General features: G+C 73.7%; 19 protein-coding genes. 13 read left to right on the top strand and 6 right to left on the bottom strand.

The genetic code is table 11. The annotated features are described in order from the left end of the window. Positions 1–218: 218 nt before the first annotated feature. A complete protein-coding gene (locus tag ACZ3YO_RS24705; RefSeq protein ID WP_465552316.1) occupies positions 219–689 on the top strand; it encodes a hypothetical protein in 471 nt (156 codons plus the stop codon). 101 nt (positions 690–790) lie between these two features. On the opposite strand, the gene qcrB is transcribed toward ACZ3YO_RS24705, so the two are convergent. Beyond that, on the bottom strand, positions 791–2,446 hold the full coding sequence (gene qcrB / locus ACZ3YO_RS24700) for a cytochrome bc1 complex cytochrome b subunit (protein ID WP_465572996.1): 1,656 nt from the start codon (positions 2,444–2,446) through the stop codon (positions 791–793). A 374-nt stretch (positions 2,447–2,820) separates the two neighbouring features. Here qcrB and ACZ3YO_RS24695 point away from each other — a divergent pair, with 374 nt between their 5' ends. Beyond that, positions 2,821–3,222, top strand: coding sequence for a hypothetical protein (locus tag ACZ3YO_RS24695; protein ID WP_465572993.1), 402 nt, complete (start codon positions 2,821–2,823; stop codon positions 3,220–3,222). Positions 3,223–3,235: 13 nt separating this feature from the next. On the opposite strand, the gene ACZ3YO_RS24690 is transcribed toward ACZ3YO_RS24695, so the two are convergent. Further along, positions 3,236–3,781, bottom strand: a complete 546-nt coding sequence (locus tag ACZ3YO_RS24690; RefSeq protein WP_465572990.1) for a DUF6328 family protein — start codon at positions 3,779–3,781, stop codon at positions 3,236–3,238. Between the two features lie 429 nt (positions 3,782–4,210). Beyond that, the gene (locus ACZ3YO_RS24685; RefSeq protein ID WP_465572988.1) at positions 4,211–4,534 is read right to left on the bottom strand and encodes a plasmid stabilization protein; all 324 of its coding nucleotides are present in this window, start codon (positions 4,532–4,534) and stop codon (positions 4,211–4,213) included. 245 nt (positions 4,535–4,779) lie between these two features. Here ACZ3YO_RS24685 and ACZ3YO_RS24680 point away from each other — a divergent pair, with 245 nt between their 5' ends. The 4 genes from ACZ3YO_RS24680 (at position 4,780) to ACZ3YO_RS24665 (ending at position 12,043) form a co-directional block, all read left to right on the top strand. After that, positions 4,780–5,148 (top strand): STAS domain-containing protein, encoded by a 369-nt coding sequence (locus ACZ3YO_RS24680; protein ID WP_465572985.1) that lies wholly within the window; start codon positions 4,780–4,782, stop codon positions 5,146–5,148. A gap of 150 nt (positions 5,149–5,298) precedes the next feature. Next, entirely contained in the window at positions 5,299–9,174 is a 3,876-nt protein-coding gene (locus tag ACZ3YO_RS24675) for a hybrid sensor histidine kinase/response regulator (RefSeq protein WP_465572982.1), read from the top strand. Next, positions 9,171–11,597 carry a SpoIIE family protein phosphatase gene (locus tag ACZ3YO_RS24670; RefSeq protein WP_465572979.1) on the top strand — a complete coding sequence of 809 codons (2,427 nt, stop codon included), beginning with the start codon at positions 9,171–9,173 and terminating at the stop codon, positions 11,595–11,597. The genes ACZ3YO_RS24675 and ACZ3YO_RS24670 overlap by 4 nt, the downstream gene beginning before the upstream one ends. Before the next feature lie 92 nt (positions 11,598–11,689). Continuing rightward, on the top strand, positions 11,690–12,043 hold the full coding sequence (locus tag ACZ3YO_RS24665; protein WP_465572977.1) for a hypothetical protein: 354 nt from the start codon (positions 11,690–11,692) through the stop codon (positions 12,041–12,043). A gap of 58 nt (positions 12,044–12,101) precedes the next feature. Here ACZ3YO_RS24665 and ACZ3YO_RS24660 read toward each other — a convergent pair whose 3' ends face one another. Further along, the gene (locus ACZ3YO_RS24660; RefSeq protein ID WP_465572974.1) at positions 12,102–13,061 is read right to left on the bottom strand and encodes a LysR family transcriptional regulator; all 960 of its coding nucleotides are present in this window, start codon (positions 13,059–13,061) and stop codon (positions 12,102–12,104) included. Between the two features lie 71 nt (positions 13,062–13,132). Here ACZ3YO_RS24660 and ACZ3YO_RS24655 point away from each other — a divergent pair, with 71 nt between their 5' ends. Continuing rightward, the gene (locus ACZ3YO_RS24655; protein WP_465572971.1) at positions 13,133–13,915 is read left to right on the top strand and encodes an NAD(P)-dependent oxidoreductase; all 783 of its coding nucleotides are present in this window, start codon (positions 13,133–13,135) and stop codon (positions 13,913–13,915) included. Positions 13,916–14,002: 87 nt separating this feature from the next. Here ACZ3YO_RS24655 and ACZ3YO_RS24650 read toward each other — a convergent pair whose 3' ends face one another. Beyond that, positions 14,003–14,878: an MBL fold metallo-hydrolase gene (locus tag ACZ3YO_RS24650; protein WP_465572968.1), complete on the bottom strand. Its 876-nt coding sequence runs from the start codon at positions 14,876–14,878 to the stop codon at positions 14,003–14,005. A 149-nt stretch (positions 14,879–15,027) separates the two neighbouring features. Between ACZ3YO_RS24650 and ACZ3YO_RS24645 the strand changes: the two genes are divergently transcribed. From ACZ3YO_RS24645 to ACZ3YO_RS24620, 6 genes are all read left to right on the top strand, one after another. Beyond that, on the top strand, positions 15,028–16,068 hold the full coding sequence (locus ACZ3YO_RS24645) for an AraC family transcriptional regulator (RefSeq protein WP_465572965.1): 1,041 nt from the start codon (positions 15,028–15,030) through the stop codon (positions 16,066–16,068). A 372-nt stretch (positions 16,069–16,440) separates the two neighbouring features. Further along, positions 16,441–17,535 (top strand): sugar ABC transporter substrate-binding protein, encoded by a 1,095-nt coding sequence (locus ACZ3YO_RS24640; RefSeq protein ID WP_465552292.1) that lies wholly within the window; start codon positions 16,441–16,443, stop codon positions 17,533–17,535. A gap of 107 nt (positions 17,536–17,642) precedes the next feature. Further along, a complete protein-coding gene (locus ACZ3YO_RS24635) occupies positions 17,643–18,431 on the top strand; it encodes an ATP-binding cassette domain-containing protein (RefSeq protein WP_331741217.1) in 789 nt (262 codons plus the stop codon). Then, positions 18,428–19,705: a sugar ABC transporter permease gene (locus tag ACZ3YO_RS24630; RefSeq protein ID WP_465572961.1), complete on the top strand. Its 1,278-nt coding sequence runs from the start codon at positions 18,428–18,430 to the stop codon at positions 19,703–19,705. Before ACZ3YO_RS24635 ends, ACZ3YO_RS24630 begins: the two co-directional genes overlap by 4 nt. Before the next feature lie 370 nt (positions 19,706–20,075). Next, positions 20,076–21,350: an MFS transporter gene (locus ACZ3YO_RS24625; protein ID WP_465572958.1), complete on the top strand. Its 1,275-nt coding sequence runs from the start codon at positions 20,076–20,078 to the stop codon at positions 21,348–21,350. 159 nt (positions 21,351–21,509) lie between these two features. Next, positions 21,510–21,743, top strand: a complete 234-nt coding sequence (locus ACZ3YO_RS24620) for a hypothetical protein (protein WP_465552286.1) — start codon at positions 21,510–21,512, stop codon at positions 21,741–21,743. Between the two features lie 141 nt (positions 21,744–21,884). Here the strand turns inward: ACZ3YO_RS24620 and ACZ3YO_RS24615 are convergent, their stop codons facing one another. Next, positions 21,885–22,805: a Rieske (2Fe-2S) protein gene (locus ACZ3YO_RS24615; RefSeq protein ID WP_465572954.1), complete on the bottom strand. Its 921-nt coding sequence runs from the start codon at positions 22,803–22,805 to the stop codon at positions 21,885–21,887. Positions 22,806–23,171: the final 366 nt, after the last annotated feature.

Here is a 23,171-nt window from a genome sequence, read left to right as displayed (position 1 = left end):
CGTCGATGCCGGGCGGCGCCCCCGTCTTCGCAGGTCGGAGCCGTGTCGGCGGCCGTGCCCCGGCGAGTCGGCCCACCTTCCACGACTGGTCACTGATAGTAGTTGCGTGGTTGCGCCACGGGGCCCCGTGCGGGGTCGGGCCGGCCGATCTCGACAGGTGCGCGCCGCTGCCGCAGTGCTGCTCGCCGCGGTGCCCGGGTGCTGGACAAGGAGCGGTCATGGGTGGCAGACAGCGCCCGCCGAGAGCACGGGGCGCTCGGCCGGGCAAGAGCGCCGGGGCGGCGAGCGCCCGGGTGGGCGGCAAGGCGGACGGACGGCCGGGCGGCGGGGGCGGCCGGGCGGAAGGCGGGAGCGGCCGGGTGGACCCCAAGGTGGAGATCGCCCGGCTGGAGGGCTATCTCGCCTGGGAGGCCGAGGTGTCGGCGGCCGAGCGCGACGCGCGGGCCTTCGCCGACCGGTTCCCCTGGCTCTCGCCCGGCGAGCGGGAGAGCCTCGAACAGGCCTACGCGGCCGACCGGTTGCGCTATGCCGAGGACGTGGTCGACCGGGCCGTGGAGCGGTGCCGGCAGCTGGCGGCCCGCTACCGCAGCGAGTGCCGTCGGATCTGCGCCCGCTGGGCCGCCCTCTGCCTCTCGGTGACGTTCGCGGCCGCGCTCTGCGCGGTGGTTCCCGCCGCCCTGCGCGGCTGAGCGCTCAGGGGGAGGAGGGGCCGGCCGGGCCGGTCCGCAGACGGCACAGGGCCCGCCACGCGCGAGACGGCGTGGCGGGCCCTGTCGTACCGGCGCGCGGGTCAGTGGTGGCCGTGGCCGCTGGTGATCTCCTCGTGCTCCTCCGCGGTGGGCTTGGGGATCTGGCTGCCCGCGCCGTAGAAGCCGCGCGAGAGCTGGGCCCGCAGCCGCGCGAGCAGGCCGGCCCGCCGGGCCACCCCGTTCTCGTCCACCTCGGCCGGCAGGACGACCGGCCGCGGCTGGTCGTGGTCGGTGAGGGTGTGCAGGGAGCCCTGCGGCAGCGGCGCGTGCACCTCGATGAACTCGCCGTGCTGGAGCCGCCTGATGACGCCGGTCTCCCGGCCGTGCAGCACCTTCTCCTTGTCGCGGCGCTGGAGGCCCAGGCACCACCGCTTGACGATCACGAAGACCACCACCGGCGCCACGAAGAAGCCGATCCGCACCGCGTAGGTGATCGCGTTGATCGACAGGTCGAAGTGGGTGGCGAGCAGGTCGTTGCCGCCGCCGGCCAGCAGCACCAGGTAGAGGCTGATCCAGGCCGCGCCGAAGGCGGTGCGGACGGGGGCGTTGCGCGGGCGGTCGGCGATGTGGTGCTCACGCTTGTCGCCGGTGATCCAGGCCTCCAGGAAGGGGTAGGACCAGAGCGCCACCAGCACCGTCGGGAAGATCATCAGCGGGATGAAGACGCCCATGTTGAGGGTGTGTCCGCCCCAGACGCTGATCTCCCAGCCCGGCATCACGCGGATCAGGCCCTCGGAGTACCCCATGTACCAGTCCGGTTGGGCGTCGGTGGACACCTGGTCGGGCCGGTACGGGCCGTACGCCCAGATGGGGTTGACGGTGGCGATCGCCGACATCACGGCGATCACGCCGAACACCAGGAAGAAGAACCCGCCCGCCTTGGCCATGTAGACCGGCATCAGCGGCATGCCGACCACGTTGTCACGGGTGCGGCCGGGCCCGGCGAACTGGGTGTGCTTGTGGTAGAAGACCAGGATCAGGTGGGCCACCAGCAGGCCCAGCATGATCCCCGGGATCAGCAGGATGTGCACGGTGAACAGCCGCGGCACGATCTCCGTGCCGGGGAACTGCCCGCCGAAGAGGAAGAAGCTCATGTAGGTGCCGACGATCGGGACGGCGAGGATCGCCCCCTCCATGAACCGGAGGCCGGTGCCGGAGAGCAGGTCGTCGGGCAGCGAGTAGCCCATGAAGCCGTCGAACATGCCGAGGATGAGCAGGCCCGCGCCGAAGAGCCAGTTGATCTCGCGCGGCTTGCGGAACGCCCCGGTGAAGAACACCCGCATCATGTGCACGAGCATGGCGGCGACGAAGACGATCGCCGCCCAGTGGTGGATCTGACGGATCAGCAGACCGCCGCGCAGGTCGAAGCTGATGTCCACGGTCGAGGCGTAGGCCTCGGACATCTGGACGCCCCTGAGCGGGATGTACCTGCCCTCGTAGATCACCTCGGCCATCGAGGGCTTGAAGAACAGGGTCAGCCAGACACCGGTCAGGATGATGACGACGAAGGTGTACAGGCAGATCTCGCCCAACATGAAGGACCAGTGGTCCGGGAAGATCTTGCGGATGTTGGATTTGGCCAGGGCGTAGATGCCGAGCCGGCCGTCGGTCCAGTCGGCGAGGGCCTCGGCCTTGTTCGCGGGCGCCGCACGCGTGCTGTTGGCCGGTCCCGGGCGCGACTTCTGGTGGCTGCTCACGACCGGCTCCCCGGCGTCCGCTGCGTACCGACCGGGGAGCCCGCCTGCGGAGCTGCCGGCCGGCGGATTGATGTGATCATGGGACCTCTCGATACGGGGCCGCCGGGTTCGCCGGCGCGCGGATCCGCCGATCCACTGGCCACGTTGCTCAAAGTGATGGAGCGCTTACTCTGTCATGCTGTCGGCAGGGGGCCGCCTGTGCACGTCCATCGGCCCGTACGGCCGCTCGTGTCGGGCCGTCCGGGGGGTGTGCGGGGCGATCGGCCGCCGGTGGGAGCGGGTGTGGTGCGCCCGGGTGCTGTTGGCGGGGCGCTGAACCGTTTCGGCGCGCGCCGTGCGCCGGGAGGGCGCGCCCAGGGGCCTACGCTGCGCCAATGGTGGATCACCGGGAACTCTTCGAGGACGTGACCGCGACCCTGGCCCGCGCCGGGTTCGACACCGGGCCGGGCCCGTCGGGCCTGCGGATCGGCCACCGGCCGCAGGGCGTGGTGGTGGGCTGGACCCCCGCCCCGGAGCGGGCGGAGCCGACCGGTCAGGCCGACGCGGCAGGCGCGGCAGTGGCAGGCGGGCACGAGGGTGCGGCGGGGCCGCCGCCCGCCGAGGGCATCCGGGCGGCGGTCAGCGGGGCCGTCGCCGTGGTGCTGCGCGAATCCGGCTACCGGGTGGCCGCGGCCGGGAGCGACGGCCTGCTGGTCACGGCCGGCCCCGAACCGGCCCCTCCGGCGGCCGGCCCGCCGGAGGAGGCGGACGCCGTCCCCGAGCAGTGGTGGGGTTGACGGCGAGCCGGGCTCAGGGCCGGTCCTGACCCCGGTCGGGCCCGTGCCCGTGGTGGCGGCGCAGCGCCTGGACGGGCAGGACCAGCCAACAGGCGGCGAACCAGAGCATGACGCCCGCGGTGATCCCCGCGGCCGTCGTCGCCGAACCTGTGGCGACCCGCAGCAGGAGCAGCAGAGCCGAGCTGACGGTGAGGGCCAGCAGCACCAGCCCGACCCCGACGAGACGCGCCGCGCCGTCCACCAGCTGTGGTTTGAGGCGGCGGCCGGCCAGCACCCGGTGGTACGAGACGGGGGCGGTCAGTGCACCGGTGGCCAGGGCGCCCATGACCACCGTCAGCACGTAGAGTCCGCGGTCGAAGTCGCCGAGTTGGGCGAAGCGGGGCATGAAGACCACGCTCAGCAGGAAGCCGAAGAGGATCTGCGAGCCGGTCTGTGCCACTCGCACCTCCTGGAGCATCTCGCCCCAGCGGCGGTCGGCCCGCTCCTCCGGCGACTCGTGCCGGCCCGTCCGGGGAGGGTCGGGTGAGGCGGCCGGGCCGCCGGTCTCCGGGGTCGTCACGGCATTCGCCTCCCTCGCCCCTGTCGGCCCGGCGGCGCCGGTCCGGCCGCGCGGGCCGGTTCTGCCGCCCGGCGGGCGAGGACACCTTCCCGGGACACGGCCGCCCCGGCGGTCACGGGCTGCGCGTGGTCGAGCGGCAGGCCCGGGCGCGGGTCACGTTGCCGGACGGCGAGGGGATGCGCCGGACGGCGGCGTCGGGCGGGGGCTCCGGACGCGGCGCCGGGTCCGGACCCGGCAGCGGGTCCGGGAAGGGAGGGACCGGCGGGGGTGCCGGATCGGGCTCCCGGCCGGGCTTGGGCGGGCCGGGGTACGGGTGGGGGAACGGACCGGTGTCCGGGTCAGGGGGTGTCGGTACGGTCATCGCGACCGCCTCCTTCCGCAGGGCGGGCTGCGCCGTGTGTCGCTCGGCGTCCGGGCGCGTGCTCGGCGCTAGCGTCCGAGCGCGTGCTCCAGCTCCCGCTTGTTCATCTTCGAACGCCCCTTGATGTTGCGCTGCTTGGCCTCGTTGTACAGCTGGTCGTAGGTGGGGCCCTGGGCGCCCTGGTGCGAGCGCAGACCGCCCCGCCGGCCGGAGGAGATGTCGTGGGTGGAGGAGCGGCTCGCCGTCCTGGACTCGCCGTGGCGGGCCCTTTCCTTGTTCACCGTCCGGGCGGCGATCTCCTCGGCCCGCTCCCTGCTCTCGCCGCGGTCGAGCGCGCTCTCCTTGATGTGCTCGTACTGTCGCTCCCGCTTGGGGCTCGATCCTCGGGGCATGGCGCTCTCCTCCTCGGTGCCCGGGCCGTCGGGCTCTCCGGTCGGGCTCTCCGCCGGTACGGCCGGTCGGGTCCCCTGTTCCTGCGCCGCGTCTACCCGGGAGTCGGGCACCGAACCATGGCGGGAGGGACCTGACCGCCCCCGGCGGATGCGGAACGGGACCGGTCCCGCAGGCGGCCCCGGACCAGGCCGAACAGGCCTATCGTGGAAGGACCCGGCAGACGCGGGCGGGAGGAGCCGAGCCCATGAAGCGTCGCACGCCGAAGAACGCCGACCCGGCGGCCGAACCGGGCGGGCTGACCGTCGAGGCGCGCCCGTGGGCCGAGGGAACGGTGCTCACCCTCCGCGGTGAACTCGACCTCGACACCGCCGAGCCGGTGCGCGCCGCCCTGGACCGCGCGCTGGAGAGCCCCGGCACCGTCGTCGTGATCGACTGCGGGGGCCTGGAGTTCTGCGACTCGACCGGCCTGAACGTGATGCTGCGCGCCCGGGCCCGCGCCGAGGACGACGGCAGCCGGATCGAACTGGCCCGCCCCCGGCCGCTGGTGCTGCGGATGCTCGAACTCACCGGCGCCACGGATGCCTTCCGGATCCGGGGCGAGGCACCGCCCTAGCGGATCGGGCCGGTGTGTGCGGGCCGAGGCCCACGTGTCGCCGCCGTCCCTCCGGTGGCAGAGTGGAACGGGGCGGCGCCGCCGCCCCCACAGCTCGGGGCAGCCCGGACGGAGCGCCCCGCCGTGCGCCCGATCCGGAGGCTGGGACCAGTGGACGACCTCCCGGTGGACTCGTCGGCCACGCCCGCCGACCCGCCCGCGGAGCTGGCCGAGTCAGGCCTGCGCCGGCTGCTGGACGGCCTGACGGCGGTGCGCGACGGAGACTTCGGCACCCGGCTCGCCGCCGACCAGCCCGGCTTGCTCGGCGAGATCGCCACTGTCTTCAACGGCATGGCCGAGCAACTCTCCCGGGTGACCTCCGAGGTGACCAGGGTCGCCCGTGAGGTGGGCACCGACGGGCGGCTCGGCGGACAGGCACAGGTGCCCGGCGTCTTCGGCACGTGGCAGGACCTCACCGACTCCGTCAACGCGATGGCGGGCAACCTGACCTCGCAGGTGCGGAACATCGCCCAGGTCACCACGGCGGTGGCCCGCGGCGACCTCACCCAGAAGATCGAGGTGGACGCGCGCGGCGAGATCCTGGAGCTCAAGAACACCGTCAACACGATGGTCGACCAGCTCTCCGCCTTCGCGGACGAGGTGACCCGGGTGGCCCGTGAGGTGGGCACCGACGGGCGGCTCGGCGGGCAGGCGCAGGTGCCCGGGGTGGCCGGAACCTGGCGGGACCTCACCGACTCGGTGAACTTCATGGCCGGCAACCTCACCAGCCAGGTCCGGGCGATCGCCCAGGTCGCCACCGCGGTCGCCGACGGCGACCTCACCCAGAAGGTCCGGGTGGACGCGCGCGGCGAGATCCTGGAGCTCAAGGAGACCATCAACACGATGGTCGACCAGCTCTCCGCCTTCGCGGACGAGGTCACCCGGGTGGCCCGGGAGGTCGGCACGGCCGGCAACCTCGGCGGGCAGGCCACCGTCCGGGGTGTCTCGGGCACCTGGAAGGACCTCACCGACAACGTCAACGTGATGGCCTCCAACCTCACCGGACAGGTCCGCTCGATGTCCGAGGTGGCGACGGCGGTCGCCCGCGGAGACCTCTCGCGCCGGATCACCGTCGAGGCCGAGGGCGAGGTGGCGGCGCTCGCCGACGCGATCAACACCATGGTGGACACCCTGTCCGCGTTCGCCGACGAGGTGACGCGCGTCGCCCGCGAGGTCGGCACCGAGGGCATCCTCGGCGGCCAGGCGCTCGTCCCGAACGTCGCCGGGACGTGGAAGGACCTCACCGAGAACGTCAACTCGATGGCGAACAACCTGACCAACCAGGTCCGCAACATCGCCCAGGTCACCACCGCCGTCGCCCAGGGCGACCTCACGCTCAAGATCGACGTGGACGCCCGCGGCGAGATCCTGGAGCTGAAGACCACCATCAACACCATGGTCGACCAGCTTTCCTCGTTCGCCGCCGAGGTGACCCGGGTCGCCCGGGAGGTCGGCAGCGAGGGCCGGCTGGGCGGCCAGGCCGAGGTCGAGGGCGTCTCCGGCACCTGGAAGCGGCTCACCGAGAACGTCAACGGCCTGGCCGGCAACCTCACCCGGCAGGTCCGCGCGATCGCCGAGGTGACCAGCGCCGTCGCCGCCGGGGACCTCACCCGGTCGATCACCGTCGACGCCTCCGGCGAGGTCGCCGACCTCAAGGACAACATCAACGCGATGGTCGGGTCGCTGCGCGAGACCACCCGCGCCAACCAGGAACAGGACTGGCTCAAGACCAACCTCGCCCGGTTCTCCGGCGCCGTCCAGGCCCGGCGGGAGATCCGGGCCGTCGCCGACATGATCACCGACGAGCTGACGCCGCTGGTCGGCGCCCAGTTCGGCGCGTTCTACCTCGCCGAGGAGACCCCCTCCGGCACCGAGCTCGTCCTGATCAGCTGCTACGGCCGTGCGGCCGGCGAGGGGCCGCAACGGCTGCGGCTCGGCGAGTCCCTGGTCGGCCAGGCCGCCCGCAGCCGCCGCACCGTCGCCGTCGACGACCTGCCGCCCGGCTACGCCACCCTCGCCTCCGGAGCCGGACGGGCGGACGCCCGCGCGCTGGTGATCCTGCCGATCGCCTTGGAGGAGTGGCTGATCGGCGTGCTGGAGTTCGCCTCCGTCCACCCCTTCAGCCAGGTCCACCGCGACTTCCTGGAGCAGTTCGCCGAGTCCTGCGGCGTCAACATCGGCACCCTGCTGGCCAACGCGCGCACCGACGAACTGCTCGGCGAGTCCCAGCGGCTCACCGCCGAACTCCAGGCCCGGTCCGAGGAGTTGCAGGAAGGCCAGCAGGAGCTTCGGCGCTCCAACGCCGAACTGGAGGAGAAGGCGGCCCTGTTGGCCGAGCGCAACCGCGACATCGAGGCCAAGAACCTGGAGATCGAGCAGGCCCGGCAGGAGCTGGAGGAGCGGGCCCGGGAGCTCAGCCTCGCCTCGATGTACAAGTCCGAGTTCCTGGCCAACATGAGCCACGAGCTGCGCACCCCGCTCAACAGCCTGCTGATCCTCGCCCAGTTGCTCGCCCAGAACCCGGCCGGCAACCTGACGTCCAAACAGGTCGAGTACGCGGGCGTCATCCACTCGGCCGGCTCCGACCTGCTCCAGCTCATCAACGACATCCTCGACCTCTCCAAGGTCGAGGCCGGGAAGATGGAGCTCAGCCCCGAACCCTTCGCCGTGCGCGAGCTGTTGGAGTACGTCGAGTCCGCGTTCAAGCCGCTGGCCGACCAGAAGGAACTGGCCTTCGGTGTCACCGTCGACCCGGCCCTGCCCGCAGAACTGGTCACCGACCAGGCCAGGTTGCGCCAGGTGCTGCGCAACCTGCTGTCCAACGCGCTCAAGTTCACCGACACCGGGCGGGTCGAGCTGAGGATCGAGCGCGTCTCCGGCGCCGGCCTCCCGGACGAACTCGGCCGGGCCGGCGCGGCGGTGGCTTTCCGGGTGGAGGACACCGGCATCGGCATCGACCCCGCCCACCTGGACACCGTCTTCGGCGCCTTCCAGCAGGCCGACGGCACCACCAGCCGTCGCTACGGCGGCACCGGCCTCGGGTTGTCGATCAGCCGTGAGCTGGCCCGGTTGCTCGGCGGCACCATCACCGTCAAGTCCAGCCCCGGCGCGGGCAGCTGCTTCAGCCTCTACCTGCCGCTCGGCACCCGGGTGCGGGAGCGGGAGCAGGACACCGCAGCCGCCCCGCCCGTGGCCCCGGCCGAGCCGAGCGTGCTGGTGGTCGAGGCAGGTCCGCCCGGACTGCTGACCCTGCTCGCCGGGAACGCGGCGGCCGCGCTCGGCGACCGGACGCCCCCGGCCCTGGTCCGCACCGCCGGCGACCAGGACGGGCTGCGGGCCGCGCTCGACCAGGGCCCGTACCGCTGCGTCGTCCTCGACCTGGCGCTGCCCGCGGACTTCCTCCGGGCGGCCGCGACCGCGGTGGGCGAGCGGGTCGGCGAGGCGCCCGTCCTCGGCTACCGCGGCGACGGGCCAGGTGGGCCGGGCGGGCCGGGCCCCGGCGGGATCGAGACCGTCACCGGCCTGGACGAGCTGCGCGAACGGATCATCGGCTGCCTGGGCGGGCGTCCCATCGCCCCGCCGGACCGCGCGCGGGCCGCCGACGAGCCGCTCGCCGGGCGTACCGCCCTGATCGTGGACGACGACGTGCGCAACGTGTTCGCGCTCACCGCCGCCCTGGAACAGCGCGGCGTGACCGTCCTGTACGCGGCCGACGGCCGGGCCGGGCTCGACCAACTCCGCGCCCACCCCGAGACCGACGTGGTCCTGATGGACGTGATGATGCCCGGGCTCGACGGCTACGCCGCGATCGGCGCGATCCGGGCCGACCGGCGGCTCGCCCGGATCCCGGTGATCGCCGTCACCGCCAAGGCGATGCCCGGCGACCGGGCCAAGAGCCTGGACGCCGGCGCCGACGACCACATCACCAAGCCCGTCGACACCGAGCGCCTGCTCGACCGGATGCGGCACTGGCTGGACGTGTCATGACAGCCGGGCACGGTGCCGGGCAGGGCGGTGCCGGGGCCGTCGCGCAGGAGCTCGCCGACACCGTCCGCCGGCTACGGCAGGACGCCGACCGGCTGCGGGCCGGGGAACGGGACCGGGCCGCGGTGGACGTCGCCACCGGGATCCTCGCCGAACGGCTGCGGTGCACGCCCGCCGAGGCCGCCGCCCGCCTCGCCCGGCTGGCCCGTGAGGCCGGGCAGCCCGTCGCCGTGCTCGCCGCCGACCTCGCGGGAGCGCCCGAGGCCGTGCGGCTGTCCGCGCTCCAGACGTCGCCCGAGGCCGTGCGGCGGTTCGAGCCCCAGACGTCGCCCGAGCCCCAGAAGCCGCCCGAGGCCGTGAAGCCGCCCGAGCCCGGCGAACCGCCCGGCGAGCCCGGCGAACCGCCCGGCGGGCCCGGCGGACCAGCCGGGCCCGGCCCCCTCCTCGTCACCCCGGCCCTGGCCGCCGTCCCCGACCTGCAACGGGCGGCCGAGGCCGTACTCGACCAGAGCGCCGGACCACTCGGCGCCCGCGCCGTCGTGCTCTGGCAGCGTCTGCCCGGCGGAGCACTCGCGCTGGCCGCCCACGCGGGCCTGACCACCGCCGAGGCGCAGCCCTGGAGCCGCGTCCCGCCGGGCGTCGACACCCCCGCCCAGTACGTCGTGCACACCGGGCGCGAGCTCTGGCCCACCGGTCGGCGCCCCTCCGCCGTCTCGGTCGGCGGGCCCGCGGCCGACCGCGCCGTCCTTCCACTGGTCGACGCCGGCCGGTGCCGCGGCGCGCTCGAACTGCTCTGGCCGGGGCCCGCCCCAGCCCTCACCCAGAGCCTCCGCCGCCAGCTGTACGCCCTCGCCGACCTCTGCGCCACCCTGCTCGACACCACCGACCCGCCCGACCCGCCAGGCCCGCCGGCACCCGACCCGGCCGGTGCGCTGCTCGACGGCCTGCTCACCCCCGCGTTGCTGCTGCAACCGCTGCTCCGCGACGGCCGGTTGGCCGACTTCCGGATCGCCCGGACCAACGCGCGGTTCCGCGACCCGCTCGACCGCCCCCGCGCCGCACTGGAGGGCGCCTCGCTGCTGGAGACCTACCCGGACGCCTGCGCCGCCGGCCTCTACGACCTGCTCGCCGACGCCCACACCACCGGGGAACCCCGGCCCGGCGAGCGCCTGCACCTGGTCTTCCGCCGCGGCGACGCCCCGCTGCCCGCCACCGTCCGGCTCTCCGTCGCCCCGCTGGACGGACGGCTGCTGGTCAGCTGGCAGCTCACCACCGAACGGGACGGCGAGGGCGAGCAGGCCGGGCTGCTGCGCCAGGCCCAACGGCTCGCCCGGGTCTGCGGGTTCGAGGAATCCACCGCGACCGGCCGGATCCTCTGGAACGACGGCCTCGCCGAACTCTACGGGCTGCCCCCCGAGGCCCCGCCCGTCCCGCTGGCCCGCCTCGCCGACCACGCCCACCCGGACGACGAGCCCGCCGTCCGCCGCCTGCTGGACACCGTCCAGCGGCGCCACCGCTCCTCCTTCGCGGTCTTCCGGCTGGTCCGGCCCGACGGCTCCCAGCGCTACACCCGGATCATCGCCGAGCCCGTCGTCGACGACGCGGGCCGGCTGACCGCGGTCCGCGGCGCGTACCACGACGTCTCCTCCCAGCACTGGACCGAGGTCGCGCTCGGTGCCACCCGGGAGCGGCTCGCCGACACCGAACAGGAGGCCGCCGAGCGCGAGCGGCTCGCCCTCCGGCTCCAGCAGGCGATCCTGCCGCCCGAGCCGCCGCCGCTCGGCACCACCGGGCTGCACGCCGCCGTCCGCTACCGTCCGGCGGCCCAACACGACCGGGTCGGGGGTGACTGGTACGACGTCCTGCTGCTGCCCGACCGGAAGGTGCTGCTCGCCGTCGGCGACGTGGCCGGCCACGGCGTCGGGGCGGCCACCGGCATGGTCGCGCTCCGGCACGCACTGCGCGGCCTCGCCGTCACCGGCGCCGGCCCCGGACGGCTGCTCGGCTGGGCCAACACCGTCGCCCTGCGCGAACCCGGCGAGGTCACCGCCACCGCCGTCTGCGTGCTCTTCGACCCGGTCACCGGGGCGCTGCGCTGGGCCAGGGCGGGCCACCTGCCGCCGATCCGGCTCGGCAGGGCCGGGGCGGAGGTGCTGCCACTGCCGCACGGCGTGCTGCTCGGGGCGCTGGAGGGGACGGAGTACGAGGAGCGGACCGGGCGGCTGGACCCAGGCGACGTCCTGCTGCTCTACACCGACGGGCTGGTGGAGCGGCGCGACCGGCCGGTCGAGGACTCGGTGGACGAGCTGATCCGCGCGGCCGGCGCCCCCGGCGACGACCTGGAGCAGTACCTCGACCGGTTGTTGGAGCTCAGCCCGGCCGACACCGAGGACGACACCTGCCTGATCGCCGTCCGGGCCGAGTGACATCGCCGGCGCCCCGGGGGTGACAACTGTCACGGGAAAGGCAGGCACTGACACACTGCCGGGCGGCGAGGCGGGAGCCCTACCGTAGGGGCATGACGAAGAGCATCGAGCAGGACAACGACCGGACCGACCTCCACGTGAGCATCATCGGCGGTCACCGGCTGGCCGGGAAGACCATCCACGAGCGAACGGTGACGGCCTCGCTGATCGGCGGCGCGGACGTCGATCTGACCGACGTGGACCTCCCGGACGGCGCCGAGCTGCGGATCACCAAGCTGAGCCTGATAGGCGGGGTGCGCCTCACCGTCCGGCCGAACGTGCGCGTGGTGGTGGGCGGCCTGCGCCTCGGCGGGGTGAGCGACGACGGGCCGACCGAGCCCGGCGGCCCGACCGTCCGGGTGGACGCCTGGGGCCTGCTCGGCGGGGTGCGGGTCGGTCGGGCGTAGCGCCTGTCTTCTGCCGCCGGCGGCGGGCCTGGCTGCGGGCGCGGCCGCGGGCCCGGCGTCACGGCAGGACCGGTGCTCCGGCTGCTCCCGCTGGTTCTGCCGCTCCCGGTGCTTGTGCCGACCCGGGTGCTCCCGGTGCTCCTGCCGCCGCCCGGAGGATGTCGAGGAAGGCGGCGATCGCCGGTGGCAGGGACTGGCCGCGGCGGGTGGCGGTCTGCACCAGGCGGACGGGGGTGTCCTCCGGGTGCAGGGCGACCAGGGCGACGTCGGGTCGTGCGGCGCGCGCGGCCAGCGACGGGATGAGGGTGGGCCCCAGCCCGGCGGCGACCAGGCCCAACTTGGCGGTCCAGCCCGCCACCACGTATTCGATGCGGGGCCGGAACCCGCTGCGCAGTCCGGCGGCGAGCAGGGTGGACTCGACGTTGCGGCTGCCGGCGATCCAGTTCTCCTCGGCGAGTTCGGCCAGCCGCAGGCGGCTGCGGCCGGCCAGCGGGTGGTCGCGGGGGAGCGCCACCAGGACCACGTCCTCGACCAGCGGCCGGAGGTCGAACGCCTCGGCGTCGTAGAGCTGTTCGGGAGGGCCGACGACCACCGCGAGGTCGGTGTCGCCCTCCCGCAGCCGGTCGAGCAGGGCGGCCGAGAGCCCCTCGGTGAGCGAGATCGAGACCTGGGGGTGGGCGGCCCGGAAGGCCGCCAGCGCTCCCGGCACCAGGGCGGCGTTGGCGCTGTCGAAGGCGCCGACCCGCAGCCGGCCGAGGTTGAGCCCGGCCAGGGCGGCCAGCTCCCGCCGGGTGCCGTCGAGGCGGTCGAGCAGCGCCTCCGCGTGCGGCAGCAGCGTGCGTCCGTGCTCGGTGAGCCGGACTCCGCGCGCCAGCCGGTCGAACAGGACGACCCCGAACTCTGCCTCCAGGGTCGAGATCTGACGGGATATCGCCGACTGGGTGAACCCGAGTCGCTCACCGGCGGCGGTGAATGAGCCCAGGCGGGCGGCGGTGCGGAAGACTTCGAGCCAGGACATGTCCATTCCGCATGGCTACCATGCGAGACATTCGCTTGTCGCCTGTCTTTGCCCTCCCTAGCGTGGAGGCCATGGAAAAGATCGCATTTCTCGGACTCGGCCGGATGGGCCTGCCGATGGCCCGTCGACTCACCTCCTCCGGACACCCGTTGACGGTGTGGAACCGCAGCCCCGCCAAGACCGAGGGGCTCGATGCGGCGGCGACGCCCGCTGAGGCCGTCGCCGGCGCCGGCGTCGTCATCACCATGCTGGCCGACCCGGCGGCGGTCGAGTCGGTGGCCGGGCAGTTCGCGGCGGAGCTGGCACCCGGCACGCTCTGGATCGACATGTCGTCCATCGGTCCGGACGCCACGGCTGCTCTTCGTGGCCGCCTGCCCGACGGGGTGGCCCTGGTGGACGCGCCGGTGCTGGGCAGCGTCGGCCCGGCTGCCGCCGGCGGCCTGACCGTGCTGGCGGGCGGCCGGACCGAGGACCTCGACCGCGCGCAGCCGGTGCTCGACGTCTTCGGCACGGTGGTGCGTTGCGGCGGCCCCGGTGCGGGTGCCGCCCTCAAGCTCGTCGTGATCGGTGCGATGGTCGGGGCGGTCGCGGTGGTCGGCGAGGCGCTCGCGCTGGCCGACTCGCTTGGCCTGCCGGAGGAGCTCGCCCTCGGCGCGCTCTCCCGGGGTCCGCTGGCCGGCGCGGTGGCGCGCGCCCGCAGCGAGGACTCCGACTTCCCGGTCCGGCTGGCGGCCAAGGACCTCGCCCTGGCCGGCGGCGGCCCCGTCCTCACCGCCGTCCGGGACGTCCTGCTCGCCCACCCGGACGTCGCCGAGCAGGACCTCTCCCGGGTGGTCGACGCGATCCGGCGCTGACCGGGGCCGGTGCGGACGGGGCCGGTTCCGGTTCCCGGCCCGGCCGGCCCGGCACGGGGGTCCGGGCCGGGCCGGGGCGGCCCCTCCTCAGGCCATCCAGCGGGAGACGGTGAACCCCGAACCGTCGCGCCGCACTTCGGCGGCTCCCGTGCCACCGAAGTGCGCCGGGATCACCAACTCGAGCTTGTCCGCAGCCCGTTCGAGGACGCGCAGCCGGCTTGTCGCGGCCTGGGCCTGGTCCTCGCAGAAGCAGCTGTTGCAGGAGGGGTGCAGGAGCTGTACCGGGCTGTGCAGCAAGTCGCCCACGAACACGGCTCGTTCGCCGCGCGAAGCGAGCCGGAGCACCGAGGAGCCGGGGGTGTGGCCGGGCGCGGCCTCCAGGGTGAGTGCGTCGTCGATCCGGTGGGTGCCCTCCCAGCGCACCGCCTGCCCGGCCTGCTGGACCGGCAGGACGCTGTCGGCGAACATCTGGTACCGGTCGTCCTGCGGATCGGTGGCGGCGGCGAGGCCGGCGTGGTCGGCGGCCGGCATGAGGTAGACGGCGTTGGGGAAGGTGGGCACCCACGTACCGCCCTGGTCGACGGTGTTCCAGCCGACGTGGTCGGCGTGCAGGTGGGTGTTGACCACCACGTCGACCTCCTCCGGTCGTACGCCCGCCGCCGCGAGCCGGCCGGGGAAGTCACCCTGCCGGTGGTGGAACTGCGGCGAGTTCGGGCGCTCGCGTCCGTTGCCCACGCCCGTGTCCACGAGCACGGTCCGGCCTCCGTGGCGGATGACCCAGGTCTGCAGTGTTCCGACGTAGCTGTCGGTGGACGGCTCCCAGTGGTCGGGTGCCAGCCAGTGCTCGTTCTCCTTCCAGGTGGCAGCCGCCACCCCGGGCACGAGGGCAGGGGCCGGTACGAACGGCCCCTGCCACTCGACCACCCTGATGATCTCGGCGTCGCCGAGCACGATCCGCTCCATGGTGTCTCTCCCCGCGAGGTCCTGCGGCGGCGCTCTCGCCTCCGCTGATCCTGAGCCTAGGGAGCAGCGGGTGAGCTGCTCAATGCGCGAACCGCTCGTCCGGATACGGGAGCGGCTCAGTCATGCACCGTACGGACTAGCATGAGCCCATGGATGTGGTCAGTGACGCGATTGCCGCCGTGCGGATCGGACAGCCGTCGTCCAACCGGCTGCGGGTGGGGGGCCGGTGGTGCGCGCGGATCCCCGGGTACGACGGGGCCGGTTTCCACGTGGTGCTGGAGGGCGGCTGCTGGCTGCTGCCGGACGGTGGCGCGCCGGTGAGCCTCGGCTCGGGGGACGCGGTGCTGCTGCCGCACGGGACGGGCCATGTGATCGCGAGCGCGCCGTTGGAGCCGGCGGAGGCCGCGCGGGCGGTCTCCGTCGACCGGCTGCTCGGCCCCGGCCGCCCGGTCCCGACCCCGCCCGCCGGTGCCCCCGAACAGGCGGGTCCCGTCGCCGAGTTGCTCTGCGGCAAGTACCGGCTGGACCACAGCCGCACGCACCCGCTGATGCAGGAGCTACCGGACGTCGTCCACCTGCCGAACCGGGTCGGCAGCCACCCCCAGCTTCGGGCTGCCGTGGACCTGCTGGGCGGCGAGCTGGTCGCGGACCGGGCCGGCTCGGCGCTGGCCGTGCCCAGCCTGATCGACCTGCTGCTGGTGTACATGGTGCGGGCCTGGCTGACGAAGGAGTCCGGGGCCGACCGGTCGGCATCGCCGCCCGAGGCGGCCGGTCCCACCTCCGGCGGTCCCACGCCCGGCGGTCCCACGCCCGGCGTTCCCACGTCCGGCGGGCGCTGGCCGGCGGCGCTCGGCGACCCGGTGGTGGCCGCCGCGCTGCGGGCCGTGCACGAGGACCCGGCCCGGGCTTGGAGCACCGACGACCTCGCCGCCGAGGCCGGCGTCTCCCGTGCCACGCTCACCCGGCGCTTCACCGCCCTGGTCGGCCGGCCGCCGATGGCATACCTCGCCTGGTGGCGGATGACCCGCGCCGCCACCCTGCTCCGGCAGACCGACGATCCGCTGGACGCGATCGCCCGCCGGGTGGGCTACAGCACGCCGTACGCCCTTTCGCACGCGTTCAGCCGCCTCTTCGGCACCACACCGGGCCGCTACCGCGCCCGCGTCGCGGGTGAATCCGGTGCCGACTGAGGCGGGTGGGGCGGTTGTTTCGCGCTCTCCGCTCAAACTCTTGAACGCAAGACGTGACTTGCCCTGTCCTTGTCAAGAGAATGTGGAGAGCGCGCGAAGAAGTCGTGATGCTCTGGTCCTGCTCCGACCCCCTCAGGTCCGTACCAGGTCACAGCGGTCGGGCGTGCCGATTCGTCCGTTCTGTCATGCCCTGTCAGATTGGTACTCGGAGGTTCCTCCAAGTTTCAATCGCGGATAGGTGTTCATGAAGATAACGAAAAGCCCTCGACTTGCCCGGCGTTGGATTTACTTATTGACGTCATGCCGCGGCGGCGGATTTACTCCTCCCACCCCGCCGCAGCGTTGCGGCACCGTCAGGGAGGCACCCCCCACATGAACGCAATGACGCGCCGCCTCGTCATCGGCACCGCTGCGGTCTCGATGGCCCTGTCCATGGCAGCCTGCGGCAAGGCCGGCGGCGACAAGAAGGACACCGCGAGCTCCGGTGACACCAAGTCCATCGGCCTGCTGCTCCCGGAGAACGCCTCCTCCACGCGCTACGAGTCCTTCGACCGGCCCTTCATCGAGGCCAAGGTCAAGTCCCTCTGCCCGGACTGCAAGGTGCAGTACAGCAACGCCGAGGGCAGCGCCGCCAAGCAGAAGCAGCAGTTCGACACCCTGATCACCCAGGGTGTGAAGGTGATCATCCTGGACGCCTTCGACGCCAAGTCCACCCAGTCCTGGGTGAAGGAGGCCGCCGACAAGGGCGTCAAGGTCGTCGCCTACGACCGCCTGGCCACCGGCCCGGTCTCGGCCTACGTCTCGTTCGACAACGAGAAGGTCGGAGAGCTCCAGGGCCAGGCCCTGCTGGACGCGCTCGGCGCCAAGGCCGCCGACTCCAACATCGTCATGATCAACGGCGACGAGGCCGACCCGAACGCCGCGAAGTTCAAGGAGGGTGCGCACAAGACCCTCGACGGCAAGGTCAAGAAGGTCGTCTACGAGCAGTCCGGTGAGTGGAAGCCCACCGTGGCCGGCCAGAAGATCGGCGCCGCCATCACCCAGTTCGGCAAGGACGGGTTCCAGGCCGTCTACTCCGCCAACGACGGTATGGCGGGCGCCATCGTGACCCAGCTGAAGTCCGCCGGCATCAGCGTGCCGGTCGGCGGCCAGGACGCCGGCCTCGACGCCGTCCAGCGGATCGTCGCGGGCGACCAGGCGTACACCATCTACAAGGCGTACAAGCCGCTCGCCGACAGCGCCGCCGAACTCGCCGTCAACCTGCTGCAGGGCAAGGACGTCAGGTCCGTCGCCTCCGTGAGCGTGGACAGCGACACCGACAAGGCCATCCCGGCCAAGCTGCTGGAGCCCAAGGTCGTCACCAAGGCGAACATCAACGACACCGTCATCGCCGACGGCCTCTACAAGGCCGCGGACATCTGCACCGCCGACTTCGCCGCCGCCTGCACCGCCGCCGGCATCAAGTAACGCGCCCGCCAGGAGCAGTGGCCACGGCGCTCCCCGTCCCATCCGGGGAGCGCCGGCCCGCCGCCCTGCGCGAACCCCACCCCACCCCACGCACTACCCCGCAGGAGATGGTTCACGTGACAGGCGCACCCGTACTGGCGCTGCGCGAGGTCTCCAAGCGCTTCGGCGCCGTCCAGGCACTCACCGACGTCGACCTCGACGTCCACGCCGGCGAAGTCGTCGCGCTGGTCGGCGACAACGGCGCCGGCAAGTCCACGCTGGTCAAGACGATCGCCGGCGTCCACCCGATCGACGAGGGCGAGATCAGCTGGGAGGGCCGCGCCGTGCGCATCGGCCGCCCCCAGGACGCCCAGGCGCTCGGCGTCGCCACCGTCTACCAGGACCTCGCGCTCTGCGACAACCTCGACGTCGTCGCCAACCTCTTCCTCGGCCGTGAACTGCGCCGCCACGGCACGCTGGACGAGGTCGCCATGGAACGGCGCGCCAAGGAACTGCTGGACACCCTCTCGATCCGGATCCCCAGCGTGCGGATCCCGATCGCCGCGCTCTCCGGCGGACAGCGCCAGGTCGTCGCCATCGCCCGTGCCCTGGTCGGCGACCCCAAGATCGTCATCCTGGACGAGCCGACCGCCGCCCTCGGCGTCGAGCAGACCGCGCAGGTCCTCGACCTGGTCGAGCGGCTGCGCGAGCGCGGCCTCGGCGTCATCCTGATCAGCCACAACATGGCGGACGTCAAGGCGGTCGCCGACACCGTCGCCGTCCTGCGCCTGGGCCGCAACAACGGGGTCTTCCCGGTGGCCGGGACCTCGCACGAGGAGATCATCTCCGCCATCACCGGCGCCACCGACAACGCCGTCACCCGGCGCCAGGCACGCATAGCGGAGGAAGCGAAGTGAGCACCAGCCAGACCACCCCCACCCCGGCCGCGGGAGGAACCTCCGCCGCACCGGCGACCGACCCCCGGCTGCTGGTCCGCCAGGGCGGCTTCGCCGGCTACCTGGAGGAGTTCCGCCGCAAGATCAAGAGCGGTGATCTCGGCTCGCTGCCGGTCGTCATCGGCCTGGTCCTGATCGCCGTCATCTTCCAGAGCGTCACCGGCCATTTCCTGCAGGCCGACAACCTGACCAACATCACCAAGTGGATCGCCGGGCCCGGCCTGATCGCGGTCGGCGTGGTGTTCGTCCTGCTGCTCGGTGAGATCGACCTCTCGCTCGGCTCCCTCGCCGGCGTCTGCGCCGCCGTCACCTCCGTCCTGGCGGTACGGGAAGGCCTCAACGAAGGCCTGGCGATCCTGCTCGCCCTTGCCACCGCGGTGGCCATGGGCGCCCTGCACGGCTTCTTCTTCGCCAAGATCGGCGTGCCCGCCTTCGTCGTCACCCTGGCCGGCATGCTCGCCTGGAGCGGCCTGCAGGACTATGTGCTCGGCAAGCTCGGCACCGTCAACAACATCAACGACGGCGTCGTCGCCAACCTCGACACCTACTTCATCGGCGACGGCGACATCGTCTACGCCTGGCTGCTCGCGCTCCTCGCCATCGCTGTCTTCCTCGCCGGGCAGCTGCTGGACGCCCGCCGCCGCACCGCCGCCGGCCTGCCCGCGCGCAGCACCAGTGAGATCGCGCTGCGCACCGGCGCCCTCGCCGTGCTCGCCCTGGTCGGCGCCTACATGCTCAACCAGGACCGCGGCCTGCCACTGCCGCTGGTCATCCTGCTGGGCGTGGTCGTGCTGACCGACTTCGTACTGCGCCGCACCTCCTACGGCCGGCAGATCTTCGCCGTCGGCGGCGGCATCGAGGCGGCCCGCCGGGCGGGCATCAACGTGGCCCGGGTCCGCATCTCGGTGTTCATGATCTCCGCCGGCCTGGCCGGCCTCGGCGGTCTGTTCATCGCTTCGCAGCAGGGCTCCGCCGACAAGACGCTCGGCAGCGGGAACGTCCTGATGAGCGCCATCGCGGCGGCCGTCATCGGCGGCACCAGCCTCTTCGGCGGACGCGGCAAGACCTGGTCCGCGCTGCTCGGCATCCTGGTCATCCAGTCGATCACCACCGGCCTGGACATGGTCCACGCCGCACAGGCGATCCAGTACATGATCACCGGTGCCGTCCTGCTCGCCGCCGTGGTGCTCGACTCGGTCTCGCGCCGCACCCAGAAGTCCTCCGGCCGCGGATGACCCGGGCGGTGACCCGGGCGCTGACACGCGCTCGCTGACCCGCAGGCGCTGACCCGCCCTCCCTCGAACGGCCCGGTACCCACCCCCACGGGTACCGGGCCTCTTCCCTTTCGCGCTCCCTTCCGCGTTCCCTTGCGCGTTCCCTTTCGCGTTCCCTTTCGCGTTCCCATTCGAGGGAGAGGATCGTCCTGCCGGGGGAGCGTCCGTTCCTCGGTTCTCCGGGGGAGCGGACTTGTTTCGGCGTTCGGGGGAGCAGCGGTTCTGCGACCTCACCGTCGGGCCGGACGTCCGGGTCGCAAATGCGCCGGAGCCCGGTGGGGGCAGGCTGCTGGACTCGGGGTGACCACCGCCACCCCGACAGGACGGGACCATGTCCGCCGCCTCCTCCTCCACCGCAGCCTGCGCCGCCTCCGCCGCCTCCCCTCTGCCCGCCCGAACAGCCCGGACCGTTCGTGCCGATCCCACCGCCCGTCCGCCGCTGAGCGGCCGGCCCGCCGTGTTCGCCCTGACCGCGGGGATCTTCTCCCTCGTCACCACCGAGATCCTGCCGATCGGCCTGCTCACCCCGATCGGCGCGACCTTCCACATCTCGGACGGCGCCGCCGGACTGATGATGACCATCCCCGGCCTGCTGGCCGCCCTCGCCGCCCCGACCGTGACCGCCGCCACCGCGCGGATCGACCGCCGCCCCATGCTCTGGGCCCTGATGCTGGTGCTCGCCGCGGCCGACCTGCTCAGTGCGCTCGCGCCTGCCTACTGGACGATGCTGCTCGCCCGGATCCTGGTCGGACTGGTCATCGGCGCCTTCTGGTCGATCGGCTCGGGCCTCGCCGACCGCCTCGTCGCCGAGCGGCACCGGGCCGTCGCCACCGCCGTGATCTTCTCCGCCGTCCCGCTCGGCTCCGTGCTCGGCGTCCCCGCCGGGGTCTACCTCGGCGACCTCACCGGCTGGCGGACGGCCTTCCTCGCGATGGCGGCCCTCTCCCTGCTGGTCGCCGCCGCGCTCGCGCTGACGCTGCCCCCGCTGCCACCCCTGCACGCCACCCGGCTCGCCGTCCTGCGCGGGCTGCTCGGCGACACCCGCGTCCGCACCGGCCTGCTCGTCACCCGCCTCGTCGTGACCGCGCACTTCGGCAGCTACACGTACATCACCCCGTTCCTCGCCGACGAGGCCCATGCCGGCCCGGGGTTCATCACCGCGGCCCTGCTGGCATACGGCGCCGCGGGCATCGCCGGCACCTTCGCCGCCGGCCCGCGGGCCCGCCGCGCCCTGCGCCCGACCTTCACCGCCGCCGCCGGCCTGCTCGCCGCGGCGACGCTGCTGCTCCCCGTCCTCGGGACCGGCCGGCCGGGTGCACTCCTGCTGTTGCTCGTCTGGGGATTCGCGTACGGCGCGGTGCCGGTCTGCTCGCAGACCTGGTTCCTGGCGGCGGCACCGCACGCCCCCGAGGCCGCATCCGTGCTGTTCACCGCCTCCTTCCAGGCGACGATCTCGCTCGGTGCGCTGGCTGGCGGGGCCGTGGTGGACGCCGCCTCGACCCCCACGGTCATGGTGCTGGGCGGCGTCACGGCGCTCCTCGCGCTGGGCGCGATGCGGCTCCGGGGCGCTCCCGGCGGCGGGGGCGACGCCGGCGCGGCGTCGTAAGCCGAGTGTTCCGTGCGGTCGGGACGTTGGTCCCGGCTGCACGGGCCGTTCGCACCGGCCGTTGCGGGGGGCCTGCCGCGCACCCTGGAAGGAGCACACCGCCGCCGGCCCGGGCAGGCCCGCGGTGCCGGAGCCCGAGAGTGAGGAAGTACCCCGTCCATGTCCGACGAGATCGTGTACCGCCTGGTGGACGCCTTCTTCACCCACTGCGACCACTGCCAGGAGCCGCGTGACCCGAACTGCCATCCGCGCGCACACTGGCGTCTCTACATGGACCTCGATCGCGAGACCGTCGAACGGATCCGCCGGTGGGCCAAGGACCCCGCCACCATGCCGGGCACGCCGGCCGAGCGGACCGTCCTGCTGAGCTGGCTCGACGCCCAGGAGGCGTAGCGACTCCTCGGGGCGTGGCCCGGCGGTGCCTGAGCGGCCCGTCAGTGGGTGAGCGGCTCTGCGTGAGCGGCCCGGCGGGGCGTCAGCCGTCAGCCGGGCGCGCGGCCGGTCGGGACCGCACCGGCCGCGCGCCCGGCTCCGTCAGCCTGCGCCCGGGAGCCGGGCCTCCAGGCGGCCGGCGCGCACCCGGGTCTCGAACACCGGCTGCGCGGCGGTGGCCGGCCCGCGCACGACCTCGCCGTCACCGAGCCGGAACGTGCTGCCGTGCCACGGACAGCGCAGGCACCCGTCCACCACCGTGCCCTCCGCGAGCGGGCCGGAGAGATGTGAACAGCGCTCGGCGAGCACCGCGAAGCCGTCCCCGGAGGCGACCACGACGACGTCCACCCCACCGGCCCTCCGGCGGACCGGTTCACCGGGCGGGAACTCCTCGACCCCGCCCAGCTCCACCCAGTCCGCGGGCGCCAGCCGGTGCACCGCCGCCGCCCGGTTCGGCCCGGCCGCCTGCCGGTAGGAGAGGTGGCCGCCGAGCGCCGCACCGGCCGAGACGGCGGCCAGCCCGGCCAGGCCGAGCAGCCGCCCGTGAAACCCGTGGCCGCGACAGCGGGCCACCAGCGAAGCCGCGTACAGCACGACCCCCGTCGTGTTGGAGACCGCGTGCACCAGACCGGTCCGTCGTCGCGGCGGATCCAGCCGGGCCCAGTCGACCCAGCCCGCCAGGGCGGCGGGGCCGACGGTGACCAGGCCCGCGGCGACCAGCCGGCCCGCCGCCCGGCGGTCCCCGCCGGTCAGGTCGAGCAGACCCGCTGAGAACCAGCAGCCGAGCGGCACCTGCACCAGGGCCGGGTGCAGCGGGTGCCCGAGCGGGACGCCGTGCAGGACGTCGCGGAACGGCCCGAGCGGAAGTGCCGTCACCGCGTCGTGCAGCGGCCCGGCCGGAGCGTCCAGGAAGTCCCAGCCCGCCGGCGCGTCCAGGGCGCCACGCAGCCGCCGGGACCACGGGGAGATGTGCGCGAAGGTGTCCATGGTCAGCGGCTGGCCGCTGCCCGGGATCCCAAACATGCGCGGTCCGCCGGCGCCGACCTCGGCCGGCCACTCCCGTCCGCGCGGGAGGCCGTCGGCCCCGGTCACGAGGCGGCCCCGTCACGAGGCGGCCCCGTCACGAGGCGGCGCCGTCACGAGGCGGCGCCGTCACGAGGTGGCGCCGGCCTACTGGGCAAGCTCCCCCGCACCAGCCGCGTCACCGCCGTCTCCGCACACCTCCTGGTGCGGGCCACCGCGTTGCCCGGCACCTGGGCGGGATCCGCGTGGCTCACCGAGGAGCAGGTCCACAGGCTCCGTCCCGCGCCTGCGTCCTCCGCTGCCGAGCCGGTCGCCCTCGACCAGCAGGACCGGGCCATGCTGGAGATCCTCGCTCGTGACGGACGG

This window comes from Kitasatospora sp. NPDC022785 (genome assembly GCF_055561295.1).
The sequence above is the reverse complement of the archived record's forward strand: the minus strand, read 5'-3'. Positions and strand labels throughout refer to the sequence as shown.

What these genes read in the sequence shown, in the direction of transcription:
- ACZ3YO_RS24650 (WP_465572968.1), bottom strand. Translation starts at nt 14,878, where the DNA reads ATGGAGCGGATCGTGCTCGGCGACGCCGAGATCATCAGGGTGGTCGAG.
- ACZ3YO_RS24620 (WP_465552286.1), top strand. Translation starts at nt 21,510, where the DNA reads ATGTCCGACGAGATCGTGTACCGCCTGGTGGACGCCTTCTTCACCCAC.
- ACZ3YO_RS24680 (WP_465572985.1), top strand. Translation starts at nt 4,780, where the DNA reads ATGAAGCGTCGCACGCCGAAGAACGCCGACCCGGCGGCCGAACCGGGC.
- ACZ3YO_RS24705 (WP_465552316.1), top strand. Translation starts at nt 219, where the DNA reads ATGGGTGGCAGACAGCGCCCGCCGAGAGCACGGGGCGCTCGGCCGGGC.
- ACZ3YO_RS24655 (WP_465572971.1), top strand. Translation starts at nt 13,133, where the DNA reads ATGGAAAAGATCGCATTTCTCGGACTCGGCCGGATGGGCCTGCCGATG.
- ACZ3YO_RS24670 (WP_465572979.1), top strand. Translation starts at nt 9,171, where the DNA reads ATGACAGCCGGGCACGGTGCCGGGCAGGGCGGTGCCGGGGCCGTCGCG.
- ACZ3YO_RS24660 (WP_465572974.1), bottom strand. Translation starts at nt 13,061, where the DNA reads ATGTCCTGGCTCGAAGTCTTCCGCACCGCCGCCCGCCTGGGCTCATTC.
- ACZ3YO_RS24635 (WP_331741217.1), top strand. Translation starts at nt 17,643, where the DNA reads ATGGTTCACGTGACAGGCGCACCCGTACTGGCGCTGCGCGAGGTCTCC.
- ACZ3YO_RS24665 (WP_465572977.1), top strand. Translation starts at nt 11,690, where the DNA reads ATGACGAAGAGCATCGAGCAGGACAACGACCGGACCGACCTCCACGTG.
- ACZ3YO_RS24625 (WP_465572958.1), top strand. Translation starts at nt 20,076, where the DNA reads ATGTCCGCCGCCTCCTCCTCCACCGCAGCCTGCGCCGCCTCCGCCGCC.
- ACZ3YO_RS24645 (WP_465572965.1), top strand. Translation starts at nt 15,028, where the DNA reads ATGGATGTGGTCAGTGACGCGATTGCCGCCGTGCGGATCGGACAGCCG.
- ACZ3YO_RS24615 (WP_465572954.1), bottom strand. Translation starts at nt 22,805, where the DNA reads ATGTTTGGGATCCCGGGCAGCGGCCAGCCGCTGACCATGGACACCTTC.
- ACZ3YO_RS24685 (WP_465572988.1), bottom strand. Translation starts at nt 4,534, where the DNA reads ATGCCCCGAGGATCGAGCCCCAAGCGGGAGCGACAGTACGAGCACATC.
- ACZ3YO_RS24640 (WP_465552292.1), top strand. Translation starts at nt 16,441, where the DNA reads ATGAACGCAATGACGCGCCGCCTCGTCATCGGCACCGCTGCGGTCTCG.
- ACZ3YO_RS24695 (WP_465572993.1), top strand. Translation starts at nt 2,821, where the DNA reads ATGGTGGATCACCGGGAACTCTTCGAGGACGTGACCGCGACCCTGGCC.